General features: G+C 48.8%; 11 protein-coding genes. 2 read left to right on the top strand and 9 right to left on the bottom strand.

From position 1 onward, the window contains the following. The first annotated feature begins 175 nt into the window (after window positions 1-175). Window positions 176-1,108 (top strand): glutathione S-transferase family protein, encoded by a 933-nt coding sequence (locus ABU165_RS18280; RefSeq protein WP_396349992.1) that lies wholly within the window; start codon window positions 176-178, stop codon window positions 1,106-1,108. Beyond that, entirely contained in the window at window positions 1,105-1,617 is a 513-nt protein-coding gene (locus ABU165_RS18275; protein ID WP_318060756.1) for a GNAT family N-acetyltransferase, read from the top strand. The genes ABU165_RS18280 and ABU165_RS18275 overlap by 4 nt, the downstream gene beginning before the upstream one ends. A 144-nt stretch (window positions 1,618-1,761) precedes the next feature. Here the strand turns inward: ABU165_RS18275 and ABU165_RS18270 are convergent, their stop codons facing one another. The 9 genes from ABU165_RS18270 to ABU165_RS18230 form a co-directional block, all read right to left on the bottom strand. After that, window positions 1,762-2,937, bottom strand: a complete 1,176-nt coding sequence (locus tag ABU165_RS18270; protein ID WP_101551601.1) for an amidohydrolase — start codon at window positions 2,935-2,937, stop codon at window positions 1,762-1,764. A gap of 1 nt (window position 2,938) precedes the next feature. Then, entirely contained in the window at window positions 2,939-4,180 is a 1,242-nt protein-coding gene (locus ABU165_RS18265; protein ID WP_318060757.1) for a Zn-dependent hydrolase, read from the bottom strand. 19 nt (window positions 4,181-4,199) lie between these two features. Beyond that, window positions 4,200-5,411, bottom strand: a complete 1,212-nt coding sequence (locus ABU165_RS18260) for a hypothetical protein (RefSeq protein WP_094769112.1) — start codon at window positions 5,409-5,411, stop codon at window positions 4,200-4,202. Between the two features lie 558 nt (window positions 5,412-5,969). Further along, window positions 5,970-6,755, bottom strand: coding sequence for an SDR family oxidoreductase (locus ABU165_RS18255; RefSeq protein WP_022543474.1), 786 nt, complete (start codon window positions 6,753-6,755; stop codon window positions 5,970-5,972). Window positions 6,756-6,965: 210 nt separating this feature from the next. Continuing rightward, on the bottom strand, window positions 6,966-7,727 hold the full coding sequence (locus ABU165_RS18250; RefSeq protein ID WP_022543473.1) for a TerC family protein: 762 nt from the start codon (window positions 7,725-7,727) through the stop codon (window positions 6,966-6,968). 32 nt (window positions 7,728-7,759) lie between these two features. After that, window positions 7,760-8,197: a MarR family winged helix-turn-helix transcriptional regulator gene (locus ABU165_RS18245; protein WP_009791834.1), complete on the bottom strand. Its 438-nt coding sequence runs from the start codon at window positions 8,195-8,197 to the stop codon at window positions 7,760-7,762. A gap of 151 nt (window positions 8,198-8,348) precedes the next feature. Further along, window positions 8,349-10,715: a polyprenyl synthetase family protein gene (locus ABU165_RS18240; protein WP_318060758.1), complete on the bottom strand. Its 2,367-nt coding sequence runs from the start codon at window positions 10,713-10,715 to the stop codon at window positions 8,349-8,351. A 269-nt stretch (window positions 10,716-10,984) separates the two neighbouring features. After that, on the bottom strand, window positions 10,985-11,845 hold the full coding sequence (locus ABU165_RS18235; RefSeq protein WP_318060759.1) for an EamA family transporter: 861 nt from the start codon (window positions 11,843-11,845) through the stop codon (window positions 10,985-10,987). 91 nt (window positions 11,846-11,936) lie between these two features. Further along, on the bottom strand, window positions 11,937-13,373 hold the full coding sequence (locus tag ABU165_RS18230) for a glycoside hydrolase family 1 protein (RefSeq protein WP_318060760.1): 1,437 nt from the start codon (window positions 13,371-13,373) through the stop codon (window positions 11,937-11,939). Between the last annotated feature and the right edge of the window lie 171 nt (window positions 13,374-13,544).

Below are 13,544 nucleotides of genomic sequence, written 5' to 3'. Positions count from 1 at the left end.
CTTATACTAAACTAGTAGCAGATTGAGATATTTCACCACTTAACTATTTTCCTATAAGAAAGGATACTGTACATTGCCACAATCATCTCAAGGTTCAAATTGTGAATTGCCTTCAAGCAATAAGCCGAAGGAGATTTCCTCTGATGGATCTTTCAAGCGGCAGACGAACCGGTTTATGACTCCTTTTGGCGAGGGGCCGGATAAGCTGCCTGCCGAAGCGGGGCGCTATCGCCTTTTATGGTCGGCCGCCTGCCCTTGGGCGCACCGTTCGGTTATTGTCCGGAAAGTACTGGGCCTGGAAGAAAGCATCAGCCTTGGCACAGCCAGCCCAATGCGCCCGCGCCTTCAGCATGTTGACTGGGAATTCTCCCTTGATGAAGGAAGACGTGATCCTGTCCTCGGCATTCAATATATGAGCGAAGTTTATAAAAACGCAGACCCTGATTATGACGGCAGGCCGACGGTGCCGGTCATGGTTGATATAAAAGAAAAAAAGGCCGTCCACAACGACTATTTTAAGCTCACAAACTATTTTGAGACAGAATGGGCTGCATTGCATAAAGAAGATGCACCTGACCTCTATCCGGAAGACCTGAGAGCTGACATCGACGAACTGAATGAAAGCATCTTTCATGATGTAAACAATGGCGTCTACAAATGCGGGTTTGCGCATTCGCAGGGGGCCTATGAAGAGGCATACGATAAGCTGTTCGCACGACTTGATGAGCTGGAGCAAAGGCTTTCCGGCCGGCGATTCCTGTTCGGCGACTATATCACCGATTCAGATGTGAGGCTCTACACAACCCTTGCCCGATTTGACGCTGCCTATTATACCGCGTTCAACACAAACCGGAATTTGATCCGTGAATATACGCATCTATGGGGCTACGCCCGCGACCTTTACCAGACACCGGGATTTGGCGATACCACTGACTTTGATGCAATTAAGCAGCACTATCATTTGTCCATCACCATCTCAACCGACAAGGCAGAGCCGGCTATCCTGCCAAAGGGTCCGGAATTGTCAGTATGGAACACAGAGCATGGACGTGAAAAGCTCAGCGGTAAGACAGAAAAGTTTTTGAAAAAAGGAGCAGATGGCAGATGAGCGGCGTAATCATCCGCAATGCGGAAAAGGAGATGACCGGGACCATCCGCGAGCAGCGGGTTTCCGCCTATTCGGCCCATACCGGCAGCATTCCAGGACCGCATTGGGAAGCATTAAGAAAAGCGATATCCTCTGATGCGGACCAGCAGCCGGGCGTGGAGCTGATCATTGCCGAGGAGGATGGCAGGCTCGCCGGCAGCGTCGCCCTTTTTCCGGCCAGGACTGATGCCTATGAAGGTTATGTGGAGGAACTGGATTACCCGGAAATCCGGATGCTTGCCGTTGCTCCTGAATTTCAGGGCAAGGGCATTGCAAAAGCTCTCATCTCTGAATGCATCCGCCGCGCAAAGGAACAGGGCTTCCATAAAATCGGCCTGCACACAGGCGATTTTATGAAAAACGCGATGAAACTTTACGAAGGCTTTGGATTTAAAAGGCTGCGGCAGTATGATTTTGAGCCGGCTGGTGATGGGATTATTGTGAGGGCTTATGTTTTAGAAATAGAGTAAAAAACGGGGGAAGGTGCACTTCCCCCGTTTTCCTTTTCAAAGCTCAGACGCATACCGATTAAGCTGAGTTGGCAAAAAACGTGCCAGGCACCGCCCATGGACACTTTTACCCAATCTGTCCATCTGCGGTGCCTGGCACCCACACTAATCATTCAGATACACCCATGCATACTGCGCATAAAGCTCTGCGCCTGTTGTGAGTGCGTCTTCGTCTATGTTGAAACGTCCGTGGTGGTGAGCCCATTCGGTATCTTTATCAGGATTGCCGCTGCCGACGAGTGCGAAGCTTCCTGGTGCGTGTGCGAGGTAGATGCTGAAGTCCTCGCCGCCCATTGTCGGCTTTTCATGATAGATCGCTTCTTTCCCGAAAGCTTCTTCCGCGATCTTCTGCACCAATCCTGCACTTTGTTCCTCATTGATGACAGCATCCGTGCCGCGGATATATTCCACCTTGGCTTCTGCCCCGTAGACAGAGGCGGTCTGCTCTGCAAATTGCTTCAGCAGCTTTTCGACATGATCCCTCGTTTCCGCATCAAAGCAGCGGACCGTTCCTTCAATCTCGGCATTTTCCGCAATGACGTTGAAGCGGGTGCCGGCTGACATCTTGCCGACTGTCAAGACGGCCGGGCTTTGCGGATCGATGGCCCGTGATACGACTGCCTGGACATTCATGACAAAGGAAGATGCGACAACAGCGGCATCAATGCATTCGTGCGGCATGGCACCGTGTCCGCCCCGTCCTTTGAACTTGATTCTGAATATATCGCCGGAAGCAAATGACGGGCCAGGAGTGCAAGAGATTTTATGCGTCGGCATCTGGGACCAGATATGGATGCCGAACACATTGTCGACCCCTTCCATCGCTCCCTGCTTCACCATCTCCTTCGCCCCTTCGGCAATTTCCTCAGCCGGCTGGAAAATCAGGCGGACGGTGCCTGGCAGCTCGCCTTTGATCTCCACAAGGGCCTTCGCAGCGGCAAGCAGCATGCTTGTATGGGCATCATGTCCGCAGGCATGCATTTTTCCGGGAGAGCTTGACACATAAGGCAAATTGTTATTCAGCTCATCAACAGGAAGGGCATCCATATCTGCCCTCAAGGCCACCCGTTTTCCGGGTTTGCCGCCGGTGATTTCAGCCAACACCCCGGTTGGGTTCATCCTCCTGAAGGGAATGCCGAGTTTTTCAAGAGAGGTAACCACAAACTCTGTTGTTTTCTCTTCCTCCCACGGAAGCTCCGGTTCGCTGTGAAGCTTCCTCCGGATGCTGACCAGCTCTTCTCTGCCAGCCTGAATAGAGGCTTTGATTGCAGGGTGGAGCATCTTACTCAGCCTCCGTCAGCTTCTTTGCTGCTTCATAGAAAATTTCGACGGCTTTCGCAATATCCTTGGAATCTGACCATTCTTCAGGACAATGGCTCAGGCCGTTCCTGCTTGGAATGAACAGCATGCCTACGTCCGTGAAATCGGAAAGGACCATTGCGTCATGCCCGGCTCCGCTGTTGATCGGGCAGTATGGAATATTCAATTCAGCGCTTTTTTCTTTAAATAGCGTCAGGATTTCCTCGTTCATTGCTTTAGGCTTCATATACAGCGGCTGTTCGACGGAGGTCTGAATTCCGCCGCCATCGTAGGAGCCGATTCGTTCTTTCACTTTTTCAACCATATTCAGTACATGCTCTTCCTTGCCTGAGCGGATATCCACTGAGAACACCACTTTATCCGGGATGACGTTGGCTCCATTAGGAAAAACATTCAGGCGGCCGACGGTCAGAACGCTCCCTTCCCCTTCTGCTTCAGCCAGTCCCGAAAGCCCGGCAATGATGGCAGCCGCCGCAGCGAGTGCATCCGAGCGGCGGTCCATCGGAGTCGTCCCGGCATGGCCTGCCTGCCCCTTCACAGTTACTTCCAGCTGGGTCAGACCGACAATCGCTTCTACCACACCGATCGGGATACCTTTTTCCTCGAGTATTGGCCCTTGTTCGATATGCAGCTCCAGGAACGCTTTAATCGTTTTCGGGTCCCTCTGCTTTGGAAGAGAAGGATCCAGCCCGATTTTCTCCATTGCGTCCTTCGCCAGCACGCCATCCCGGTCTGCCAGCTTGAAAAATTCTGTCTCGGACATCAGCCCGGTGATACCTCTCGACCCCATGAGACCGCCTCCAAAGCGGGAGCCTTCCTCTTCCACCATTGCGATGACTTCCAGCGGGTATTTCGGCTTCACATTATTCTCTGCAAACAGCGCAGCCACTTCAAGACCTGCCACAACGCCTGCCGGTCCGTCATAGGAGCCGCCATTCGGAACAGAATCAAAATGTGAGCCAATCAGCACGCTTGGTGCATCCTCCAGGGTTCCTTCGAGCTTTCCAAAAATATTTCCAAGGCCGTCCTCAGTGACTTCCAATCCGATTTCTTTCATTTTTCCCTTAATATAATTGCGGGCCTGAAGGTCTTCCGGACTGTAGGTGAGCCGTGTTGTACCCTTTCCAGGCGTAGCCGTAAAATGACTCAGCGCTTCTATATGCTTCTCTATTCTGGCAGCAAGCTGCTCTTTTACTAGACTCATGTTCTAATCCTTCCTTTCTTTATAAGAGGCTGACAAAGAACCCTGCGAGGACAACGGAAACGATGGTGACGGTGATGAAGCCGCCGACGAGCATTGGCGGAAGCATATGGCTAGTCAGCATCTCCCTTTCTTCCTCATCTTCGGTCAATGATTTAATCACTTCGTTCGTGATTATATAATCTGCCGGGAATCCGTATAAAGCTGTCAATGATACGGCGAAGGCCATATTTTTGCTGACGCCGAGAATTTTTCCGGCAATAAAGGAGAAGATGTACATCCCGATGACGCCAAGCACAATAGTGCCGACCAGCGGCCCGATGATCTGCAGCATCATGGACGGTGTTGCCTGCTTCAGACCATCAAAGATAAAGAGCATCAAGGCCATAATTGCGAAACCGAAGGCATTGGCCTTTTGGAGGACCTGCTTTTCCAGGAAGCCTAAGCTTGTGGCGATTACGCCAAACAGCAGGCAGATGACAAACGGGCTCACACTGACAACAGGCGCCAGCCAGGCGGAAACCTGGTAGGCCAGGAAAGCAACGACCGAAAGGCGCAGCAGCTTGAAGAAATCGGTATTGTATTTTTCCGGCATACTCCTGAACAGCTTGAGCTCCGGCGCGGCTGGAGCCTCAGCCGCCGCTGCCATTTCCGCTTTGGCAGGCTGCGGTTCCTTCAGTGTGGCACCGCCATTCTTGCGATAGGCTTCCAGCAGGTTCTTTCCTTCTTTTTTCAAAACAAAGGATGTAATCGGATAGCCTGCAAACCCCTGCATCACATAGATGACAATGGCGAACACGGACAGTGAAGCAAGCCCCGCTTCCTTTGCACCCTCTGACATGATCAAGGCAGAGACTACACCTCCGACCAACGGCGGAATTGCCACAACAATCGTCTGATAGCCGAAGATAAATGTTCCGACTGCGAAGAGTATGGCGATGATGCCAAGGATGCCGGAAATAGCAATAACTATCGTTTTCCATTGATCCTTCAGTTCCTTGACCGATAAGAGCGTACCCATATTTGTAATCAGCAGATACATCATTAGTGTCGCAACAACCGGCGGCACACCTGCCAGCGCGACGATATCCTGCGGAAAAAATGTCCAATATCCCGCAAGGAATAATACTGCACACACAAAGATGGAAGGCACCCATGCCTTCGTACGGACTGCCACAAAATCTCCGATGAATAAAATTAAAACAAGAATAACAACTGCCAACATTTGGGACATAGGAAACTCCCTCCTTTTCTGAATTTATTATTTCGGTGAGCGAAAAATTATTAATATTAGTATAATAATACAGCAAAATTAGTCAGTCAATTTAAATTATTTTAAATATTTAAGTAACCGTTTACATTTTTATGTATGGACGTTTTAAAGTGATGAAGTAAGAAATTTCTGCTTGAAGGTTTGGTGCTAGTTAGTGAGTTTTTAATGTAAAAAAATGCCGGTCCGATTGGCTTCGGACCGGCATTTTATCAGTCATTTGCCATTCGATTCTACATAAGTTTCCTAGTATTCTACATAAAATATAAGTTTTTCTACCAAGTTTTTCAGTTATTCTACATAAAATCGGCCTAATTCTACAAAAAATACATTCCCTGTAATGACCGTGCCTGACACTCCATATGGACACTACAACCTATTCTGTCCACGGCCGGTGCCTGGCACGACATCTTCACAATACCATTGCATTCGACCATTTCCGGGGAAATATGCCTGCAGACTTCAAATAGTGACAAAAAAAGTGCCAGTACCTGCCGCAGCAGGTGCCTGGCACCCCTTATCCTATATCTCCATCTCCCAGCGCTCCTGCTGGGTTTTCTTCAATTGTTCTTCAGTTTCCTGCGGATGGACCGTACGGAATTTATGATGGTCCGCCGGGATGATTTCAATCATTTTTTCAATCATGTCCTCTGGATCGAATTGATGCTTCAGCCCTTCCTGCTGCTTGAGCATATCTTCTTTCCTGGTAAAATTCTTGTCTTCATCGTACCATTTCCATATTTCCTCGGCGCTGCGGTCATTAAACCCGGTGTTGTAGGCGCCTGGATTGATTGTGGCAACTTTTACGCCAAATTCCTCGAGCTCGCTCTTCAATGTCTGTGCAATTCCTTCAATAGCATGCTTAGTAGCGGTGTAAGGTCCGACATAAGGAGTTGCGGAAATGCCTGCCATCGAGCTCAAGAAAATGATTTTGCCGCTGCCTTTTTTGACGAATTTCCGGGCAGCGATTTGAACAGTCTCCAAAGTGGAAAACACATTCACTTCAAATAAAGCCCTGAAGCGGTCCATCGGCACTTCACCAAGCGGTCCGCCTTCATTGATGGCCGCATTGGCCACAAAAATATCAAAATCGTATTCCTCTATCTGAGCCCGGTCTCGCTCATTGGTGATATCCAGCTTGAATACCTCCATATCGAGTCCAAGATCGCGTGCTTCCCTGAGAAGATCTGTCTTTTGCGGTGTAATTTCTGTTGTCGCGATGATTTTATGCCCCTTTTTGGCAAGGCCGATGGCAGCCCCTCTTCCAAGTCCGCTGCCTGCACCGGTAATGAAAATGGTTTTGCTCATAATCTGATTCCTCCTATTATTTGCTCTACCATTCTCTCTTCCCATCAGGGGCTGTCCTAAACACAGGAATAGGCGGAGGTCTATTCTTTCACCTGCTGCCAGATTAGCCAATGGCTGTGAATAGCCAAATTGTGAAACCTTCATTCCATTTTTCCCAATACAAAAAACGCCCGGCTAAAAGCTGGATTCCAGCTTTGCAGGGCGTTTTAATCAGTGTGAGAATTTCTCTGTCCTGTTTTTGCGGATAGCGTGGATGATAAAGGTAACAATGAACGCAAGGATCATCACGCCGATGAAAATTTCATTCGGTATATGGATTTCGACCAGTGTCAGTCCCATTTTAACCGCAATGAAGGTAATCAGTGCATAAGCGGTCGTTTCCAGCTCAGGCACTTTGTTCATCAGGCTGATGAAGAAGGTTGCAACACCCCTCATCAGCAGGATGCCGATCATGCCGCCGAGCAGGATGACCCAGACTTCCTCTGATACAGCCAGGGCGGTCAGGATGCTGTCGACTGAGAACGCCAGGTCCATGAGCTCGACACTGATGACGGTTGCCCAGAAGAGCCCGAATGTCGTAACAAGCCAGCCTTTTGGCTTGCGGGCCTCATCCTCTTCGCCTTCCTCTTTGTTTTTCAGCTTGTCCATAAAGAACTTAACGGACAGCCATAGCAGATACAAGGCACCGATCAATTTGATGAACCATAACTTGATCAGGAACGTACCGAGACCGATGAAGATGAATCGGAACAGATAAGCTCCCCACAGTCCAAAAATGAGGGCTTTCTTCTGCTGATCTTTAGGCAGCGGCTTGACGAAAGCCGACAGGACCAGTGCATTATCGGCTGATAGTATACATTCAAGGACCGCCAGCGATAAAATCATCCCCCATGCTTTTGATGAGGTCAGCATCTCCGCCCACATATGCCAATCAAACATTGAAGCGTACGTTGATAATATTTCCTGCCACATTCTTCATATCTCCTTTGATGTCTTGAGCTTATTTATTTCATTCTTTCCAGCAGTTCATTCAGCTTTTTAAGGCCTTCAATAATGTCAGTAAGCGACTCATCGGATTCGTCTTTTATGGAAAAAGAAATCCTCTCTATCAGTGCTGCATTCATTTCCTCAACTGTTTGAGCACCCTTCTCGGTAAGAGCTACCTTGACGACGCGCTCATCATTCGGATCCCGGAACCGCCTCAGGAATTCCAGCTTTTCGAGTTTTTTGCACATGGTTGAAATATTGGTGCCAGCCATGTTCAGACGGGATGCAAGGCTGCCGATTGTATGGGAACCATGCTGCTGAACTTCGACCAGTATCCGGATCTGAAGGCTTGTAAGTCCATATTGCTCACAAATGGAAGTGATAATCACATTTGTATTTTCGCTGATTTTCCGTGTATAGTTCCACAGCATATTTTTAAAATCCATAACAACCATGATAGTCCTCCGTTAAGTATGTTTTATATTATATATAATCTATATATATTATAGATCATAATGATAAAATTGGCAAGTATTGAAAGAAAATGATAGTGTGCTCGCTAAAAATAGAAGAAGGCCGCTTTACAGCAGCCGTACGCAATCTATTTTATTTTTCACGATGGACCATATAGTCCAGCAGATATCCCAAAAAGGCAAACTCCCCCCGCAGCTCCTGAAGCAATTCAGCTGCCGAACAATAATGCTCCCACATCGACCTTTTGGCGCCATCCTTCCCAAGTGCCGATACATATGTTTCCTTCTTGTTTCTGCTGTCCGTTCCTACCGGCTTGCCGAGCAGCATCGGATCTCCCTCCACGTCGAGCAGGTCATCCCGTATCTGAAATGCGATCCCGGCATGCCGGGCAAATTTTTTCAGGACATCAATTTCATCCTGCTCTGCTCCTGCAAGGATGGCCGGCATGATGATGGACGCCTCAAAGGCAATGCCTGTTTTATAAAAACAAAGAGCATCCAGCTCCCCTGCCGTCAATGCTTTTCCTTTCGCCTCAAGGTCCATCGCCTGCCCGCGGCACATTTCAGCGGTTGAACGGGCGGTATAGCGGATCAGTTCCAGGACCGCATCCGGCGTGGAAGAGGTGAGCGATGCCTGATCCTCCATAGCTTTCTGCGTCAAATAAAGACCGGAAAGCTCAGCTGCTGCCGTGCCATATACCTCATGGACAGCAGCCTTCCCCCTTCTGCTCGGAGCATTATCCTGGGCCGGAAGATCATCGAAAATCAGAGAAGCTGTGTGCATGTATTCCAATGACCGGAGAAGCGGCATCAAAGCAGTTTCCTCCATACCGTATGCCTCAACGCCCACAAACCAGGCAATGACAGGCCGCAGCCTTTTTCCCCCGGCTGCCAGGCTGTAATTGGCCGCCTCCCGGACAGGCTCCCCCATCAGCAGATCTTTATCCTCAATCCGAAGCACGTTATTAATCCTTTTCTGCACTTCCTCCACTTTATACCGGAAATCCTCCTGCCCCAGCCGCTCCTTTTGCAGGCTGTCAAGCATATGGTCTCTCAGCAGCTTATCGAAAAAGTCGACATCAGCGGCCTTTGCGGCCATCTGCTGAATCAGCCGGCTGAACTCCGGGCTGCCGGGTGCAAACAACTCCATGACTTCCCTGTATTTTTCTTTTCCGAGCCTCTCCTTGCTTCGCTTTAAACCATTGATGGCCCGGTCCAAAATTACTTCCCTCGCTTTTGGATTGGAACCGTAGACATCATGGATCAGGTGGACAATAACGGTCCAATACACCTCAAACGGATTCAGCAGGTCATGCCGCGCCCTGTAATGGGTGAGGTAGTATGTATAAGGGGTGACCGCCCCATCCTCCAGGTCAGCAAACAGATCGGCAAAATCATCGGCAAGCTGGTTGTAGATTCCATAATAAAAGGTCCGGCTGTCAAAGCCGTCATCCTTTCCGCTGTTCAGTACGGAACGGACAATCAGGCGCGACGAGGACGACTTCAGGATAACGGGAATATACAAATCTTCATTTGTGTATGATGAATCATTCAGATCCTTCTGCCGGTCCACCTCCTGGGACTGGAAAAAGACATAAGCCTGTTCAAGGAAGCTGGTCAGCGTCTCAGGCGTCTGCTGGGCTTTTATATAATGGAAGGCTTCCCGCAGCTCATTATGTACATAGGTGATAAAAGGCAGAATAGCACGCTGCCACCTGCCAAGCGGCGGGACGCTACCTGTTGTCAGGGTAGTGCAGATCAGCTCAGAAAACTGTTTTTTCTCATCTTCAGACAGTACCCGGCTGTCCAGCAGATCATCTATGAAAGGATAAGTCAGTCCATAAGAATAGCCAAGCCTGATAGCCCGATCCAATCTTCTTTTCCGCTCCCCTGCCTCTATCCCTTCTTTCATAGCTTCATTTTCATGCATCAGTACGCCTGCAATGATCTTAATCAGCTTCCGCTGGGCATGGGCAGCATCCATGCCTTCAGGGATATTCCGTGCAGTCTGCTGCAATTTTTCCATCAGCCAGATGACAGCTGATTGGATGCCCTCTTTCTCAGCCCATCTGTACAGCCCGGCCATGCCGAAATACTCTGCTTCCTGCTGCTTCGGTGCCGTGAGACGCTCCTTCAGGCTCTCCACTGCCCTTCCGATGCTTTCCTTTGTATCCCGGTCATCAAGGGATTTCCCCAAATCCCTCATATATAAATAAGAAATGCTCCGGTCCAGATAATCATCCAGCTTGCCCCTGTATTCCAGCCACTTGATATAAGAATGATAAGCTTTGGAATCAGGCTTTCTGTTTTTCCGTGAAAAAAACGGCAAAAAAGACGATGTCTGCCGATGATTCTTTTTCCATGAATGAAAGTCTCTTTCCAGAACAGGGATAAAGCTTTTTTCTGATGCCTGCGCAAATAGAGCCTGAAAATAGGCAGCGGCCTTCTTCTCCGCCTCCCGGTAGCAGGCTTCAGGGTTTATTAAGGTTTCTTTTATCATCTGGACACTACCTTTGCATTTTGGTCTGTTTTATATGTATGCATGTTTGCGGACAATCATTAATGAGGCCATCCTCCTATATCATTCTTTTAACATAGCATGTTTGGGTGCTTTTGCGGGGATAGAAAGGAAAAAAATCCCCTGACAGATAACGCAGAGGATTGCTGGTTGTATCTATTGGTTTTTCTGCATGAAAGAGTTAGCAGGGTTATGGATGCCCGTCAGCAAGGATGTTGCATGATCCGTCCCAAAAGAAAGACGGGCTTCGATCAGAAAACAAGAAAAACCGTCCCCAAAGCGATGATTGCCCCGCCCACAATCGTATGCTTTCTCGCTTTTTCTTTTAAAATAACGAAGCTCAAAATCATAGTGATCACCACACTGAATTTGTCAATCGGAGCCACAATCGAGACCTTGCCAATCGCGAGCGCCCCGAAGTAGCAGAGCCAGGAAAGCCCTGTTGCCGCTCCCGAAAGGATGAGAAACAGATAGCCTTTGGAGGAGATAGTTTTCATTTCCCGGTATGTCTTCTGGTAAAAAACAATGGCCCATGCAAACAGGAGAATGACGATGGTCCTCAGAAAGGTAGCGACATTGGAATCTACCCCCTCCATTCCGATTTTGGCCAGGATTGAGGTCAGGGCAGCAAAAACAGCGCCCAATATCGCGTACACAATATAGCTTTGTGATCCGGTGAATCTCTTTTTGTCTTCATTTTTGCCGATCAGCACGAAGGTGCCAATGGTGATGAGGGCACCTCCGGCCAGGATTTGGGGCGCTGCGGGCTCGCCAAGCAGCAAAATGGAGAGGATGATCGTCAGGACGATGCTGGACTTATCTATCGGCACGACCTTGGAAACCTCGCCGATTCCCAGCGCTTTGAAGAAAAACAGCCAGGACAGCCCTGTGGCGAAGCCTGATAAAATAATGAAAAGCATGGCTTTCGGCTGTATCGCAGCGATTGTGCCGAACTTGCCTGTGATTAGGACCATGAGGAAAGCGAGGATCAGGACAACGATCGTCCTGACGGCAGTTGCCAGGTTGGTGTTTACATTTTCCATCCCGATTTTCGCCAGGATATTGGTCATTGAGGCGAAAAGAGCGGCCAATAATGCGAGGATAATACTCATTGTGACATCTCCCTTGAATAGGATGCCTGCCCAAATAAAAAGGCTGCCGGTTACAGCAGCCTTAGACTGGGTACATCCGGGTTCTTGTACCCTATAGTGTACGCCCGTTTGTCCCGATTACATCCTTATACCAATAAAAAGATTTCTTTCTGCTTCTCTCCATGGTGCCAGTTCCGTCATCCTGCTTGTCCACATAGATGAATCCATAGCGCTTTGAGAATTCACCCGTCGACATGCTGACCATGTCGATGCAGCCCCAGCTTGTATAGCCCATCAAATCAACTCCGTCTTCAATGGCCTCCCCCATCGCTTCAATATGGCCGCGCAGGTAATCGATCCGGTAATCATCATTGATTGTGCCGTCTTCCTCAGGTTCATCATAGGCACCCAGACCGTTTTCAACTACGAAAAGCGGCTTCTGGTAGCGGTCATGCAGCAGGTTCAAACTGATCCGCAGCCCTTCTGGATCAATCTCCCAGCCCCAGTCGCTCCTCTTCAGGAACGGATTGCGGACGCCTCCGATCAGATTGCCCTGTGAAGCTTCATCATCTGACTTCTCCTTCTTCTCGGTGCGGGACATATAATAGCTGAAGCCGATATAATCGACAGTCCCTTCGCTGATAATATCCAGGTCTCCTTCTTCCATTTCAAGCTGGATACCATGATCTTTAAAGTATCTGTCCATATAGGAAGGATATGCTCCCCTGACCTGCACATCTGCACAAAAATAGTTGAAGAGCTGTTCTTCCCTTAAGCTGTGCATAACGTTGGCCGGATTGCTGTCATAAGAATACACAGGGGCAAACAGGATCATGCATCCGATCCTGGATTCAGGGCTGATTTCCCGGCACAGCTTCACTGCAAGAGCGCTGGCGACAAATTGATGGTGGTACGCCTGGAATGTGGCTTGATAACGGTCCTTTTCTTCTTGGATGGAAAAGCCCAGCCCCTGGATCGGCATGACAAGGCCGCTGTTGATTTCATTAAAGGTCATCCAATACCTTACTTTATCCTTATAACGGGTTAAAACTGTCCTTGTATATTTTTCAAAAAAAGAAACGGCCTTCCGGCTCCTCCAGCCGCCATATTCCTTCACCAGATGAAGCGGCATTTCATAGTGGGAGAGTGTTACGACCGGCTCAATGCCATGCTTATGAAGCTCATCAAAGACACGGTCATAGAATGCCAATCCCTCTTCATTTGCTTCAGCTTCATCCCCGTTCGGAAAAATCCGCGTCCACGCAATCGACATCCGGAAAACCTTGAAGCCCATTTCCGCGAACAAAGCGATATCCTCCTGATAGCGATGGTAAAAATCAATCGCTTCATGGTTGGGATAATAGTAATCGTCAGGATGGATCTCAAAGTCAAAGCCCGGCCTTGTTAAAATGTCATAGCGCCCTTTTCCGCCGGGAAGGACGTCTGCTATATTCAGTCCCTTGCCTCCTTGATTATAGGCGCCTTCTATTTGGTTGGCTGCCGTCGCGCCTCCCCATAAAAAACCTTCTGGAAAACGGTATTCTTTCATGATGTTGCCTCCTCTGGCTGATCCTATTTTACTTTTAGCTTATTCTTCTCTTAATAAGCCTTGTACTAAGTATCTTAACGCTGAATCTCAAGAAGAGTATATGAAGACTGCCCATTCAGTTCGTTTTTACCGAAAATGAGAATTGTTTCATAACTGAAACACTATGTTTCA

It is taken from the genome of Cytobacillus sp. T106 (genome assembly GCF_040492155.1).
Taxonomy (GTDB): Bacteria; Bacillota; Bacilli; order Bacillales; family Cytobacillaceae; genus Bacillus_AB; species Bacillus_AB infantis.
This window is presented reverse-complemented; position numbering and strand designations above follow the sequence as displayed.